At 68.8% G+C, this 14604-nt stretch carries 14 protein-coding genes; 6 read left to right on the forward strand and 8 right to left on the reverse strand.

Annotated elements, in window-relative coordinates; all coding sequences use genetic code 11:
- Nucleotides 1–5 precede the first annotated feature (5 nt).
- On the reverse strand, nt 6–1289 hold the full coding sequence (locus RZN05_RS17935) for a serine hydrolase domain-containing protein (protein ID WP_317228050.1): 1284 nt from the start codon (nt 1287–1289) through the stop codon (nt 6–8).
- Nucleotides 1282–2340, reverse strand: coding sequence for an A/G-specific adenine glycosylase (locus RZN05_RS17940; protein ID WP_317228051.1), 1059 nt, complete (start codon nt 2338–2340; stop codon nt 1282–1284). Before RZN05_RS17940 ends, RZN05_RS17935 begins: the two co-directional genes overlap by 8 nt.
- Nucleotides 2341–2367: 27 nt before the next feature.
- Between RZN05_RS17940 and RZN05_RS17945 the strand changes: the two genes are divergently transcribed.
- From RZN05_RS17945 to RZN05_RS17965, 5 genes are read left to right on the forward strand one after another with little or no spacing between them, the layout of a single operon-like run.
- Nucleotides 2368–2913: a DUF721 domain-containing protein gene (locus RZN05_RS17945; protein ID WP_394804835.1), complete on the forward strand. Its 546-nt coding sequence runs from the start codon at nt 2368–2370 to the stop codon at nt 2911–2913.
- On the forward strand, nt 2913–3620 hold the full coding sequence (locus tag RZN05_RS17950) for a thioredoxin domain-containing protein (RefSeq protein ID WP_317228052.1): 708 nt from the start codon (nt 2913–2915) through the stop codon (nt 3618–3620). The genes RZN05_RS17945 and RZN05_RS17950 overlap by 1 nt, the downstream gene beginning before the upstream one ends.
- A gap of 23 nt (nt 3621–3643) precedes the next feature.
- Complete coding sequence (locus RZN05_RS17955; RefSeq protein ID WP_317228053.1) at nt 3644–4378, forward strand: DsbA family protein; 735 nt, start codon at nt 3644–3646, stop codon at nt 4376–4378.
- Between the two features lie 23 nt (nt 4379–4401).
- A complete protein-coding gene (locus tag RZN05_RS17960) occupies nt 4402–7809 on the forward strand; it encodes a chromosome segregation SMC family protein (RefSeq protein ID WP_317228054.1) in 3408 nt (1135 codons plus the stop codon).
- Nucleotides 7810–7811: 2 nt separating this feature from the next.
- Nucleotides 7812–8363 (forward strand): YcxB family protein, encoded by a 552-nt coding sequence (locus RZN05_RS17965; protein WP_317228055.1) that lies wholly within the window; start codon nt 7812–7814, stop codon nt 8361–8363.
- 15 nt (nt 8364–8378) lie between these two features.
- Here RZN05_RS17965 and RZN05_RS17970 read toward each other — a convergent pair whose 3' ends face one another.
- From RZN05_RS17970 to RZN05_RS17990, 5 genes are all read right to left on the reverse strand, one after another.
- Nucleotides 8379–9380, reverse strand: coding sequence for a glycosyltransferase family 4 protein (locus tag RZN05_RS17970; RefSeq protein ID WP_317228056.1), 1002 nt, complete (start codon nt 9378–9380; stop codon nt 8379–8381).
- Nucleotides 9377–10945, reverse strand: a complete 1569-nt coding sequence (locus tag RZN05_RS17975; protein WP_317228057.1) for an alpha-amylase family glycosyl hydrolase — start codon at nt 10943–10945, stop codon at nt 9377–9379. The genes RZN05_RS17970 and RZN05_RS17975 overlap by 4 nt, the downstream gene beginning before the upstream one ends.
- Nucleotides 10946–11090: 145 nt before the next feature.
- The gene (locus tag RZN05_RS17980; protein WP_317228058.1) at nt 11091–12212 is read right to left on the reverse strand and encodes a glycoside hydrolase family 130 protein; all 1122 of its coding nucleotides are present in this window, start codon (nt 12210–12212) and stop codon (nt 11091–11093) included.
- A 15-nt stretch (nt 12213–12227) separates the two neighbouring features.
- A complete protein-coding gene (locus RZN05_RS17985; RefSeq protein WP_317228059.1) occupies nt 12228–12941 on the reverse strand; it encodes a hypothetical protein in 714 nt (237 codons plus the stop codon).
- The gene (locus tag RZN05_RS17990; protein WP_317228060.1) at nt 12938–13222 is read right to left on the reverse strand and encodes a chorismate mutase; all 285 of its coding nucleotides are present in this window, start codon (nt 13220–13222) and stop codon (nt 12938–12940) included. The genes RZN05_RS17985 and RZN05_RS17990 overlap by 4 nt, the downstream gene beginning before the upstream one ends.
- Nucleotides 13223–13295: 73 nt before the next feature.
- Between RZN05_RS17990 and RZN05_RS17995 the strand changes: the two genes are divergently transcribed.
- Nucleotides 13296–14309: a polyprenyl synthetase family protein gene (locus tag RZN05_RS17995; protein ID WP_317228061.1), complete on the forward strand. Its 1014-nt coding sequence runs from the start codon at nt 13296–13298 to the stop codon at nt 14307–14309.
- 16 nt (nt 14310–14325) lie between these two features.
- On the opposite strand, the gene RZN05_RS18000 is transcribed toward RZN05_RS17995, so the two are convergent.
- Entirely contained in the window at nt 14326–14544 is a 219-nt protein-coding gene (locus RZN05_RS18000) for a hypothetical protein (protein ID WP_317228062.1), read from the reverse strand.
- Nucleotides 14545–14604 lie beyond the last annotated feature (60 nt).

Below are 14604 nucleotides of genomic sequence, written 5' to 3' on the forward strand. Positions count from 1 at the left end.
TCGGCTCACTTGGCGAGATCGGTATAGATCGCCTGCGATGCCTCGCGCTTGAAGCCCTGCTCGGCGAACGAATTGATCATCACCGTCGCGCGAAGCTTCTGCACCGGATCGACCCAGCCGATCGAGCCCGCCGCGCCGGCCCAGCCGAACGTGCCCTTGCCCGGGCCGCCGGGCTTGTCGGCAAGATAGACCGATCCGCCGGCGCCGAAGCCCATCGGCGCGCCGCTATCGGCGGTCATCTGAGCCAGCGTCGAACGGTCCACGCTGGCGGGCAGCAGGTCGGACATCGCCAGTCTGACCGTCTCGGGCTTGAGGATGCGCGCGCCGTCGAGCTCGCCGCCGTTGAGCAGCATGTGGAGGAAGCGGTCATAGTCGCGCGCCGACATCACCAGCCCCGCGCCGCCATAGGGGAAGCTCGGCGGCTGGAGCCACACCGAGGTCGCGCCGGGGTCGGCGGCGAGCTTGGGCGCCATATAGTTGGTCGCGAAGATGCCTGCTTTGTCCTGCGGGACGGTCCAATAGCTCGCCTGCATCTTGAGCGGGGTGAAGATGCGGGTGTTGACGAACTGGTCGAACGGCATGCCGCCGGCGACTTCGATGACGCGGCCGAGCACGTCGAGCCCAATCGAATAGCTCCACTTCGCGCCCGGATCGGCGATCAGCGGCAAGCCCGCGACGCGATTGGCGAATTCCTCGAGGCTCGGAGCGCGCGCCGAGCGCATCCCCGGCTCCATCAGCGCATTGACCTGCGCCGGGTTGATGCCGAGCCGGTTATATTCGTCGAGCAAAGGCCCCTTGGTGATGATGGTGTAGCCCAGCCCTGCGGTGTGGGTGAGCAGGTTGCGGACCGTGATCGGGCGGACGGCGGGCCGGCTGGTCAGGTCCTTGGCGGGATCGACCAGCACCTTCATGTCCTTGAACGCGGGGATGAAGTCGCTGATCGGCTGGTCGAGCTTGAGCTTGCCCTCCTCGACCAGAATCATCGCGGCGATGCCGGTGATCGGCTTCGTCATCGAATAGACCCGCCACAGGCTGTCGGCATCGGCGCGCGCGGCTACGGGCTCATAGGCGATACGGCCCTCGGCGATCGTCTGGATCGGCGCATTGCCCACGCCGGTGACCATCACAACGCCGGGCACCTTGCCTTCGGCGACGATGCGCTTCGCCAGATCGGCAGCGGCGGTTTGGCTGCGCGTGTTGGCCGAGGGGAGTGGGACGCTGGCCTGGGGCCAGGCGGGGCTGGCCAGCGCCAGCAGTGCAACCGATCCGAACAACCGCAAGCTACGCATGCTTCCTCCCCAAAACCCTTGCCGCCTTGGCGAACACCGTCGGCAGGCCTGCCGATTCGATCTCGGCGATCGGCCACCATTCGCCCTTAAGCGTGCCAAAGTCCGCGCCTGTTTGCGCCGCGATTGTTGCAGCCGCAAGCGCGACGTCGAGGTTGAAATGGGTGAAGCCGTGGCGGACCTGGTCGTCGAGCAAGCGCCAGTCGGCAGCGATCGGCGCATCGGCGAGTCCGGGCGGGGTATCGCTCCACGGCCCGGTCGGCAGCGCACGCATGCCCCCCAGCAGTCCCTTGTCCGGGCGGCGGACGAGCAGCACCTCGCCGCCGCGCGTTAGCCAGAACATCGTGCCGTAGCGCTGCGGCTTGGGCAGCTTGGCGGCCTTGACCGGGAAGGTCTCGGCCGCGCCGGTGGCGAAGCCGTCGCACTGGTCGCGCAACGGGCAGAGCAGGCAGCGCGGCGCGCGCGCGGTGCAGATGCCCGAGCCTAGGTCCATCATCGCCTGGGCGAAGTCGCCGGCGCGGGCGTCGGGTGTAATGGTGTCGGTGAGTGCGCGGATCTTCGGGCGGGCGCCGGGCAGGGGGTCGGGTACCGCGAACAGCCGCGTCACCACGCGCTCGACATTGGCATCGACCACCACCGCGCGCTGCCCGAAGGCGATCGCCGCGATCGCGGCGGCGGTATAGCCGCCCACGCCGGGCAGTCCGAGCAATTCGGCTTCGGTCTCGGGGAGCGCGCCGCGTCGCGCGACTTCGCGGGCGCAAGCGAGCAGGTTCCGCGCGCGAGCGTAGTAACCGAGCCCGGCCCAGGCGGCCATCAGGTCGGCATCCTCGGCCGCGGCGAGCGCCTCGAAACTCGGCCAACGCGCGGTGAACTTGGCGAAATAGGGAATGACCGTCGCGACCTGGGTCTGCTGGAGCATCACTTCGCTCAGCCAGACGCGATACGGATCGGGCGCGTTGGCGCCGGGCCGCGCGCGCCAGGGCAGGTCGCGGGCATGGGCATCGTACCAGGAGAGAAGCGGGGCGGCGATTGCGCGTGGGACGTTGTCGGGCACAGGGCCCTATGGCATGGGTTGATCATAATGACGAAGGCTCCCGACAAACCCAAGCGTGCGACGACGCGCCAGCCCAAGATGGAACCGCAACGCTCGAACCGTGCGCGCCCGGTTTCGGAGCTGCTGCCCGATGTCGGCCGCGCTGCGTTTCGGAAATTCGGTTTCGTCCAGCACGCGATCGTCAGCCGCTGGGCCGAGATCGTCGGCGAGCGCTATGCCCGCGTCTCGATGCCCGAATCGATCCGCTTTCCGCAGGGGCAGCGCGCCGAGGGGGTGCTGAGCCTGCTCGTCGGCGGCGCGCACGCCCCGATGATGCAGCACATCGCGCCCGAGATCATCGAGCGGGTCAATCGCTTCTTCGGTTACGCCGCGGTCGCGCGCATCGCGATCCGCCAGGGCGAGATCAAGCGCGTCGCCAAGACCGCGCCGCCGCCCAGCCTCGCCCCGCTCACCGAGGCGATGGGCGACAGCCTGCGCGGCATCGCCGATCCCGAGCTCAAGGCGGTGCTCGAATCGCTCGCGGCGGGAGTCGCGGCGAACGACAAGAACCTCAAGCTCGGACGGATCGACTGATGGCATTGCGCTTCTTCGCCGCGGCGCTGCTGCTGATCCTCGGCGCTGGCGCCAGCACCGCGCAACAGGCGCGCACGGCGCCCGCGACCAACTGGGTCGCCGTCGTCGCCAAGACGCCCGAAGGCGGCTTCCGCCAGGGCAATCCCAACGCGCCGATCAAGCTGGTCGAATATGGCTCGCGCACCTGCCCGACCTGCGGCAAGTTCGCCGCCGAGGGCGTCGAGCCCCTGCGCCGCGAGTGGATCGCCAGCGGCAAATTGAGCTACGAGTTCCGCGACTATCTGATCCACGGCGTGCCCGATCTCTCGCTCGCCTTGCTCAACCAATGCGTGCCGGCCGCGCGCTTCTTCTCCACGCTCGACGCGATGTTCGCGAACCAGAAGGCGTTCGACGCGCCGCTGCACAAGCTGATCGACAGCCAGCCCAAGCAAGTCGAGGCATGGCAGGCGCTCCCGCCGCCCCAGGCCGCGACCAAGTTCGCCGAAGCGCTCGGCATGCTGTCCTTCATGAAGGCGCGCGGCCTGCCCGAGGGGCAGGCGCGGGCCTGCCTGACCAATGCCGTGCGGATCAAGGGCATCGCCGATACCTATGCCGGCGGCGTCAGGGCGGGCATCCAGGGCACGCCGAGCTTCCTCGTCAACGGCCGCCGCGTGCGCGCCTATACCTGGGACCAGCTCCAGCCCGAGCTGCGCGCCGCGGACAATTGATCCCTTTCCTTCCGGAGATCCCTATGCGTTCCTTCCTCCTTCTTCCGCTTCTCGCGCTCGCTGCCTGTGACGGCGGCGGTGACGGCAACAGCACCGGCCCCGTGTCGAGCGCGCCGGTGGCCAATGTCGCGCCGCCCGCGGGCAAGCAATGGGCCGACGTCGTGGCGGTGACGCCGCAGAACGGCTATGTCCAGGGCAATCCCAACGCGCCGATCAAGCTCATCGAATATGGCTCGCGCACCTGCCCGACCTGCGGCCGCTTCGGTGTCGAGGCCGCCGAGCCGCTCCGCGCGAACTACATCTCGACGGGCCGGGTGAGCTACGAGTTCCGCGACTTCCCGCTACATGGCGCACCCGATCTCGCGCTCGCCTTGCTCAACCAGTGCGCCGGCACCGAGGCATTCTTCCCGATGCTCGACCAGATCTTCGCCAATCAGCCGGCGTTCTTCGAGAAGATGGAGAAGCTGCCCCAGGGCTTCCAGCAGCAGCTCCAGGCGATGGCGCCGCCCCAGGCCGCGGCGGCGATCGCCGACCAGACCGGCATGGTCGAATTCGCCAAGCAGCGCGGCATTCCCGAGCCCAAGGCGCGCCAGTGCCTCGCCGACCAGGCCGCGGTGAAGCGCATCGCCGACAGCCTTGCCGAAGGCACCAACAAGGGCGTGAACGGCACGCCGAGCTTCTTCATCAACGACGAGAAGATCGACGCCGCGCTCTGGGCGGATGTCGAGAAGGCGCTCAAGGCGGCCGGGGCTCGGTAACGGCCGAGCCGGGGGGCGGGGCGATGCAGATCAAGCGGCTGCGGCTGACGGGCTTCAAGAGCTTCGTCGACCCGGCCGACCTGCGGATCGAACCCGGCCTCACCGGCGTGGTCGGCCCCAACGGGTGCGGCAAATCGAACCTGCTCGAAGCGTTGCGCTGGGTGATGGGTGAGACCAGCGCGAAGTCGATGCGCGGGGCCGGCATGGAAGACGTGATCTTCGCCGGGACCGCGACGCGGCCGGCGCGCGACTTCGCCGAGGTCTCGATCCTCGCCGACAGGCAAGGCGAGGACGACGAGCTCGAAGTCGTCCGCCGGATCGAGCGCGGGGCGGGATCGGCCTATCGAATCAACGGGCGCGACGTCCGCGCCAAGGATGTCGCTTTGGTGTTCGCCGATTCGGCGACGGGGGCGCATTCGCCGGCACTGGTCAGCCAGGGGCGGATCGGGGCGATCATCGCGGCAAAGCCGGGCGAGCGCCGCGCGATGCTCGAAGAGGCGGCGGGGATCGCCGGGCTCCATGTCCGCCGCCGCGATGCCGAGCAGAAACTCCGCGCGACCGAGGCGAACCTGACGCGGCTCGACGAGCTGATCGGCGACCAGGAAACGCGCGCCGCCGCGCTGAAGAGGCAGGCGCGCCAGGCCGAACGCTATCGCGAACTCTCCGAACGCATCCGCATCGCGGAGGCGCGGATGATCTATGCGCGGTGGCGCGACGCCGCGAGTGCGGCCGATGCCGCCAAGAAGGAAGCGGCGGCGGCCGAGGCGCTGGTCGCCGAGCGGGCGCTAGCGCACGACGCTGCCGCCGCGCGCCAGCAGGCCGCGGCCGAGGCCCTCGCCACGCTGCGCGCCGAAGCGCTGGCGGTGCGCGACCGGGCGACCGATGCGATGCACCGGCTGGCGACGCTGCGGAGCGAGCGCGGGACCGTCGAACGCCGGATCGTCGAGCTGCGCGAAGCCGAGGTGCGGCTGGCCGAGGATCGCGGGCGCGAGGGCGCGCTGGCGCACGACGCGGCCGAGGCGCTGGCGCGACTTGGCGACGAGGCCACGGCGCTCGAGGCGCGCATTGCCGATGCCGGCGCGCGGATGCCGATGCTCGACGCGGCGCTGGCCGAGGCCGAGCGGGCTGCGCGCGATTCCGAGGTGGCGCTGGCCCAGGCATTGGCGGCACAGGCAAGCGAGGCGGCGGACGCGCGGGTGGCGGAAGCGGCGCTGATTGCTGCGCGAACGCGGGCCGAGCGGGCCGGGCGCGACCAGGCGCGAGTCGATGCCGAGATCGCGGCGCTGGGCGACGCCGAGCCGCTCAAGGCCGAGAAGGCGCGAGCGGCAAAGGTGCGGGCGCAGGCAGTAGCGCAGGCCGAGACTGCGCGCGCCGGGCTGACGCGCGCCGATGCGAGCGAGCGCAGCGCGATCGACTCGCGTGATCGGGCGCAGTCGGCACGTGCGGCGGCGCACGCCGAGCTGGCGCAGCTCGACAGCGAGTCGGCGGTGCTCGCCAAGGCGACGCGGCCTTCGGGCAAGGATAGGCTGCTAGACCGGCTCAAGGTCGATGCCGGCTATGAGCGCGCGCTCGCCGCGGCGCTGGGAGATGACCTCGAGGCGGGGCTCGATGCCGGGGCCGAGCGCTATTGGGCCGGCGCCGGGCCGCAGCCGGGCGATCCAGGCGCGCCGGTGGATACCGTGCCGCTGGCGCGGCATGTCGAGGCACCGCCTGCGCTGGCACGGCGGCTGGCGCAGGTGCTCGTTGCCGAGCGCGATGCGGGACAGCCGCTTGCGGTGGGACAGCGGCTGGTGACGCTCGCTGGCGTGCTGCGGCGGTGGGACGGCTATGTCGCCAAGTCGGGCGGCGCGGCGGCGGCTGAGCGGCTCGAGCGCGTCAATCGGCTCGCCGCGCTGGAGAAGACGCGACCGGCGGCGGTGCGCGCGGTCGATGCCGCCGATGCCGAGCTTGCCCGGATCGACGAAAGCATTGTCGAGGCGCGGCGCAGGGCGGCCGACTGCCGCCGGGTGCTCGACCATGCCGAGAATGCCGGGCGCGAGGCTGCGCGTGCCGAGGACCGTGCGACTGCACAGCTCGAACGGCTCGACTCGCAGCGCGCCGATCTCGAAGCGCGGCGGGCGCGGGTGGCGGGCGAGCAGGACGAGGGGGCGGGCGAGCTGGCGCGGGCCGAGGCGGCCAAGGCGGCATTGCCCGACGGATCGGCGACGCGCGCCAGGGTCGCGGCATTGTCGGCGGAGGCCGAGACGCGGCGGACGGGAGCCGCCAATGCGCGCGGCGAGCGCGGCAGCCTCGACCGCGAGATCGGCCAGGCGCGCGAGCGGCTCGCTGCGGCGACCGCCGAGAGCAAGAGCTGGAAGTCGCGCGCGGGCGAGGCGGCGCGGCGGGCAAGCGAGATGGAGAAGCGCGCGGGCGAGCTGGCCGGGGAGCGCGAGCGGATCGCCGGCCGCCCTGCCGAGCTCGATGCCGCGGTAGCGGAGGCCGAGGCGGCAACCGAAGCGGCGCGCGCCGAGTCGGCGAGCGCGCAGGCGGCCGAGCGCGAGGCCGAAGCGGCGCTGCGTGGCACCGAGGGCGATGTCCGCACCGCCAACGAGGCGTTGGCCGAGGCGCGCGAGATGCGCGCGGGGGCGAGTGCGCGCGCCGAGAACCAGGAGATGCGGCGCGTCGAGATGGGGCGCCTTTCGGGCGAGCGCTTCGAATGCCCGCCGCCGCTGCTGCCCCAGAAGGCCGGGTTCGAGGCGGAAAGCGTCCGCAGCCCGCAGGACGAATCGGGCGCCCATGAGAAACTCAGTGTCGACCGCGAGCGAATCGGACCAGTCAATTTGGTCGCCGAGACCGAGCTTGCCGAACTCGAAGCCGCATTCACCAGCAATGCCGCCGAGCGCGACGAGCTGGCCCAGGCAGTCAATCGGCTGCGCGGGTCGATCGGAACGCTCAATCGCGAGGGGCGGCAGCGGCTGCTCGCGGCGTTCGAGGCGGTCGACTTGCATTTCCGGCGGCTCTTCTCGACGCTGTTCAACGGCGGGCAGGCGCATCTGGAGCTGGTCGATTCGGACGATCCGCTCGAGGCGGGGCTCGAGATCATGGCGCAGCCGCCGGGCAAGCGGCTCCAGTCGCTGACGCTGCTTTCGGGGGGCGAGCAGGCGCTGACCGCGGTGGCGCTGATCTTTGCGCTGTTCCTGACAAATCCGGCGCCGATCTGCGTGCTCGACGAAGTCGATGCGCCGTTGGACGACGCCAATATCGAGCGCTTCTGCGACCTGCTCGAGGCGATGACGCGTGAGACCGCGACGCGCTATCTGATCGTTACCCACAATGCCGCGACGATGAGCCGGATGCATCGGCTGTTCGGCGTGACGATGGTCGAGCGCGGGGTGAGCCGGCTGGTGTCGGTGGATCTGGGCGGGGCCGAGAGTTTGCTGGCGGCGGAGTGAGCATGGAACGACAGGCGAGTTTCGAAATAGATCTGGCGACGCATATGAATGCGCAGCGGCTGCACCAGCACGTCCAGTTGCGCAGCAAGCGGGCGTTGCGCGGCTATCTGATCCTGTCGGCGGTCTATTCGGTGCTGTTCGTCGGGGTGGCGATGCTGTCGGGCAGCCGACAGGGCGATCCGTGGTGGATCGTGGGCGCGCTGTTTGCCGGGCCGGTGGTCGGCGCGATCGTGTGCGGACTGATGCAGTTGGTTCACGGCTGGATGCTGCCGCGCCGGATCACGCGGGTTCATGCGCAGCATCATGCGCTGCGCGATCCGATGCGGATCGCGTGGGACGACAGCCAGTTCACGCTGGAAGGCGAATCGGGATCGACTCGGCTGGCATGGGGACGCTTCGTCCAATGGGCCGAGGCGCGCGGAATGATCCTGCTCTATCAGACCGACAATCTTTTCAACCTGATCCCCGAAGCGACGCTGAGCGCCGAGCAGCGCGGCGAGATCGTCGCGGCGCTGGAGGGCGCAGGTGTGAAGCGGGTCGGGCCGCGCGCATAGTCTTCCAGATCGCGCTCAGCCCAATATACGCTCGTACAGCGCGATATAGCGGTCCGCCATCGCCTCGACCGAGAAGTGGGCTTCGATGCGCGCGCGGCAGGCGGCGCGATCAATCGTGTCGATCTTGTCGAGAGCGGAGATCGCCTCATCCACCGAATGGACCAGCATGCCGGTCTCCGGCGTGATCAGCTCGGGCATGCTGCCGCGATCGATCGCGATAACCGGCGTCCCACACGCCATCGCCTCGATCACCGAGAGGCCAAAGGGTTCGTCGAAGTTGATCAGGTGGAGCAGCGCCGTGGCACCGCCGAGCGCCTTCAGGCGCGCTTCGCCGCCCACCGGCCCGTGATAGACGATGCGGTCGCTGAGGTGCGGCTGGACCTCGCGCTCGAAATAGCCCTGGTCCTGGACGATGCCGTAGAGATCAAGGTGGCGGCCGCTGGCCTGGGCGACGTGGATCGCCTCCCTGGCCCCCTTGTCTGGGTGCATGCGGCCGAAGAAGAGAAGGTCGTCGCTGCCCTGCGCGTCGAAGGGGAATTCGTCGAGGCGGATGCCGTGGTGGATCGTCGCGGCGTATTTCAGGCTCGGGTGCCGGTCCGCCTCGCTGATCGCGACATAATGCACGCGATCCTCGAATGGCTTGTACATCGGCAATATCCGATCCGACGAGAAGCCATGGATCGTGGTCACCATCGGCGTGTCGATCAGCGGGGCATAGGCATGGGCGGGGAAATCGGCCTGGTTGTGGATCAGGTCGAACTCGGCGGCGCGGGCGAAGAGGTGCGACTGGTGGGCATATTCCCAGACCTTGGCGTCGATCGTCGGATCTTCCTCGTAGCCGCGCGGCACCACCCCGGCGAGCGTGCCCGCGGTGATCGAATCCTGCGTGGCGAACAAGGTGACGTCCACACCGCGCGCGACCAGCGCTTCGGTGAGCAGGCTCGTCACCAGTTCCCACGGGCCATAGTGCCGCGGGGGCGTGCGCCACGCGATCGGCGCCAGCATTGCGATCTTCATCCCAGGATATAGCCTTCGTTCGGGCCCAGCACCGCGGGATCGTCGCCGGTCCCGGTGGTGAGCAGAACCGACAACCCCTCGGCCCATTCGGATATCGCGAAGCTCTCGGGCGTGTCGCCGAGATTGAGGACGACCAGCAAGCGCGCATCGCCGTGGCGGCGTTCATAGGCGAGCAGGTTGCCCGCTGTCTCTACGGGAAGCCAGTCGCCGATCGACAGCGCGGCGCGCGACCGGCGGAGCGCGAGCAGGTCGCGATGGAGGCACCACATCGAGCGCGGGTCTTCGCGTTGGGCTTCGACATTGCGCGCCCCCCAGTCCGAGTGGAGCGGGAGCCAGGCCGTCGCGGTGGAAAAGCCGGCATGGGGCGTGGCGTCCCAGGCCATCGGGGTGCGGACGGGATCGCGGCCCAGGCCGATGCCGGGCTCGCGCAGCTCGCGCGGATCGTATACCTGCTCCGCCGGGATCATGACGTCAGTCATGCCGATCTCGTCGCCATAATAGATCGTCGGGGTGCCGCGCAGCGTGAGCAGCAGCATCGCCGCCACGCGCGCCTGTTCGGGGCCGAAGCGCGTCGCCGCGCGGGGGCGATCGTGGTTGCCGAGCACCCAGTTCGGCCAGCCGCCGGGCGGCAGCGCGGCTTCGTACTCGGCGATCAGCGTAGCGAGCGACCGCGCGTCCCACGGCGCCTCGATCAGCTGGAAGTTGAAAGGGAGGTGCACCCCCGGCCCGCCAGTGCCGTAATAGGCCATCAGCTTGTCAACCGGCAGGTAGATCTCGCCGATCAGCACGCGTTCGGGATAGGCATCGGCGACGCGGCGCATCTCGGCGGCGAGGCCATGGACTTCGGGCTGGTCGGTCGAATGGAGCTGGAGCATCTGGTGCATCTCGCCCATCGCCGGGGTGTAGGCGGGGTTGGCCGGATTGTCGGGGAAATCGCGGTGCTTGATCATGTGCCACAGCACGTCGATCCGGAAACCATCGACGCCGCGATCGAACCAGAAGCTTAGCACGTCGAGCATCGCCGCGCGCAGATCGGGATTGCGCCAGTTGAGGTCGGGCTGCTCCTTGAGGAAGGCGTGGTAGTAATATTGACCGGTGCCTTCGTCATACTCCCATGCCGGGCCGCCGAAGTCGCTGATCCAGTTGTTGGGCGGGCCGCCATTCGGGGCGGGGTCGCGCCAGAGATACCAGTCGCGCTTGGGATTGTCGCGCGAGGACCGGCTTTCGATGAACCAGGGGTGCTGGTCCGAGCTGTGATTCGGGACGAAATCGAGGAGCAGCTTGAGGCCGCGATCGTGCGCGGCGTTCAACAGTGAATCGAAGTCGTCGAGCGTGCCGAAGCGCGGGTCGATGCCGGTGTAATCGGCAACGTCATAGCCGAAATCAGCCATCGGGCTGGGGTAGATCGGCGAGATCCAGATCGCATCGACGCCGAGCGCGACGAGATCGTCGAGGCGCGATTCGATACCGCGCAAGTCGCCGATGCCGTCGCCGTTCGAGTCCTGGAACGAGCGGGGATAGATCTGGTAGATCGCCCCGGATTGCCACCACAGGGGCTCGGTCATGCTGGCACCCTTCCGTATGCGCTCCCCTTCCGCGGAGCGAGAGGGGTCGGGAGAGGGGATGACCTCAGGCCGTGAGCGGATGCGATGTATAGCCCCTCCCCTAACCCCTCCCGCAAGCGGAAGGGGGATTTTGCGGTCCTGCTTGTCACTCGAACCGATCCTTGGGAAGGTGGGTGATCCGGCAGGCCAGGTCCGCCTCGCCGCCGGCGACGATATAGTGGTCGCCCGCGTCGGCCAGCCCGGTGGTGAACACCACCGGAGTCGGCAGGTACATCTGGTGGGCGATGTCGGCAGTGAGCGCTGGATTGGCCTCGAGCAGGGGCGCCTGGTCCTCCAGCCGGAGGATCTTTGACGGATCGTCCTTGTCGAGCAGCGCCCAGAAGCTTCGATAGATGCCGACCGCGTCCCGCTTCTCAACGCCGTGATAGATCAGCATCCAGCCGTCGCGCGTGAGCACCGGCTGGCTGCCGCCGCCGATCCGCTGGGTGCTCGTCGTGCCTTTGCGGGCGCGGATGCCCGGGGTGTCGAGGGGCTTCCAGTGGAGCCCGTCGGGCGATTGCGCGATGTTGATCGACGGGCCGCCAAGCCATTCGCTATCCTCGGGATAGGCGAAATAGACTTCGCCCAACGGTCGGGTGAGCGCCATGAACTTTCCGCCGACCTTGCCCTCGAACAGGATCATGTCCTTGTTCTGGTGATCGAGCACGACGCCGAGCAGGTCGTAGTCGAGGCCGTTCAGCGAGCGGTACATCGCGGTGCAGTGGCGCTCGGCCGAGACGCCGCACACGGTCATCCACCAGCTGCCGCCGACCAGGCTGATCCGGGCATCCTCGACGCCATATTCGAGGAAGCTGGCCGAGGGAGCGATCGCCTTGTCGTAATGGACCTTGACGACGCTGCGCGCGTCCCGGCTCAGCTCGACCGGGAGCAGCCACGACAGCGAGGTCAGGCCGAGCAGCCGCGGGTTGCGGTCCTTCAATGCGAACTGGCGCGGATCGTCCATGTGGATGCCAGAGAGCGGGTGTCGATCGAGGACATAGCCCTCAGGCGTCCACCGGATCGCGCGAGCACAGTCGCCGTCGATGGGCTCGCGCAGCGCCTCGGCGACGCGGACCATCAGCAGGAGATTGCCGTTGGGGAGCCGGGTGAATCCGGGATTGAACGCACCCAGGACATAGGTCGGCTCGTCGATCGAACCGCGCAGCGGGGAGCGCGCCAGGTCGACATCGTCGGGGCGGAAGATCAGATAATCGTCGCCCGAAATCATATACGCCCCTTCAGCTCAGCAACCGGGAACCTTGCTCTCGCCGCCTTCGCGTTCGTAGCGGTCGCCCTTGCGAACGTATCGTTCGGCGAACGATCCGGTTCCCTTGTAGCGGACGGTGAAGCTGCGATCCTGGACGATGTCGGCGATTTCGCCTTCGAGGCTCTGGGCACCTTCCTCGGTCATGCCGCTGTCGTCGAACGCCGTCGGGATCGAGGCGACGCTGGCTGGGCCGGTGGGACGCAGCTCGACCAGCTCGGCGAAGGAAACGGTGCAGCCCTGCCAGGTGCCGCCGCCTTCGACCACTAGGGTCGGCAGCTTGGCGAAGGCGGGCGACAGCGACCATCCGCTGAGATCGCCGAAGCTGCCGGCGGTCGCTGCCTCGGGATAGGCCTTGGCGAGCGCGAAGCCCTCGCCCTCCTCGCGGAGATAATAGACCGCGACGACGCCGGATTCGGCATGACCGGCATCGGCGACACGGCCATGGCGCAGCAGGACGGGGCCGAAGGGCGCGTCGATCAGCTTGTCGTCGCCGTCGAAGGTATAGCGGCTCTTCTTGTCGATCGGGACGGCGCGCACCGCCGCCGCCAGCCGCACGGCGGGCGACAGGGGTGCGGCGACGGGCTTGGCCGGCGTGGCGGCAGCGGTAGGCGCTGGCTTGGCCGGCTTCTCCGGCGTGACATCGCATCCGGCGAGCAGGACCAATGCGACCAGGGCAAGGGCGCGGGTCACTTGGCGCCCTGCAGCTTTTCATGGTGACGGATCACTTCGTCGATGATGAAGCGCAGGAATTTCTCCGAGAATTCGGGGTCGAGATCGGCCTGCTTGGCGAGCGCGCGCAACCGGGCGATCTGCGCCTCCTCGCGCGTCGGATCGGCGGGGGGCAGGCTGCGCTCGGCCTTATATGCGCCGACCGCCTGGGTCACCTTGAAGCGCTCGGCGAGCATGTGGATCAGCGCGGCATCGATATTGTCGATGCTCTGGCGGAAGCGGAGAAGCGTCTCGTCGGGCATACACCCCTTTTGCGCGGGGGGCGACGCTACGCAAGCCTTGCCTTTGCCGCCGCCACGCGCCAGAGCCGCGGCCATGAGCGCCACCATCCACCGCCTGGGCTCGCGCCCCGAGCCTTCGCTGGAACCGATGCTGCAGCTGGTGGCGCACGACCTCAACCTGGTCAACGCCGTGATCCTAGACCGGATGCAGTCGGACATTCCGCTGATTCCCGAGCTCGCCGGGCACCTGATCGCCGGCGGCGGCAAAAGGATGCGGCCGATGCTGACGCTCGCGAGCGCGCGGCTGCTTGGCTATTCGGGGACGCGGCACCACCGGCTCGCCGCGGCGGTCGAGTTCATCCACACCGCGACGTTGCTCCACGACGACGTCGTCGATTCGTCGGACCTGCGCCGGGGCAAGCGCACCGCCAACATCATCTGGGGCAATCCGGCTAGCGTGCTGGTCGGCGACTTCCTGTTCAGCCGCAGCTTCGAGCTGATGGTCGAGGACGGCAGCCTCAAGGTGCTCAAGATCCTGAGCAACGCCAGCGCCGTGATCGCCGAGGGCGAAGTCAACCAGCTCACGGCGGTGCGCCGGCTCGACATTTCGGAAGAGCGCTATCTCGACATCATCGGCGCGAAGACGGCCGCATTGTTCGCCGCCGCCTGCCGGATCTCGGCGGTGGTCGCCGAGCGGTCCGAAGCCGAGGAATCGGCGCTCGACGCCTATGGCCGCAATCTCGGCATCGCCTTCCAGCTGGTCGACGACGCGATCGACTATGTCTCGGACGCGTCGACGATGGGCAAGGACGCCGGCGACGACTTCCGCGAGGGCAAGATGACGCTGCCGGTGATCCTGGCGTACGCGCGAGGCGACGAAGCGGCGCGGGGCTTCTGGAAGGAAGCGATCTCCGGCCGCCGGGTGTCCGACGCCGATTTCGCCGAGGCGATCGAGCGCGTTCAGGCGAGCCGCTCGGTCGACGACACGCTCGCGCGTGCCCGGCATTACGGCCAGCGCGCGATCGACGCGCTGGGCGGGTTTGCGCCGGGTGCGGCGAAGGATGCGATGGTCGAGGCGGTCGAGTTCGCGGTCGCCCGGGCGTATTGAGCGCCCGAGCGCCGGCTTACTCTTCCTCTTCTACCGCTTCGTCGTCATCGGCATCGACGCCGAGGGCATCTTCCTCGTCGGTGTCCAGCTGTTCCTCGATCGCCTCGACGATCAGGTCGAGCTGTTCGTAGCCGGCGGTGAATTCGAGCGTCTCGCCGTCCTCGTCCTCGAGGTGCAGGGTGTAATCGCCGTCGCTGTCCGGGGTAATCGTGAACTGTGCCAGGGTCCGTGCCATGTCTCGTGCTCCTTAGGCTTCGATTGCGCCAAACCCTGCTTTGGGGAATTGGTTGCGCGC

Origin of the sequence: Sphingomonas sp. HF-S4, assembly GCF_032911445.1 — a bacterium.
Taxonomy (GTDB): Bacteria; Pseudomonadota; Alphaproteobacteria; order Sphingomonadales; family Sphingomonadaceae; genus Sphingomonas; species Sphingomonas agrestis.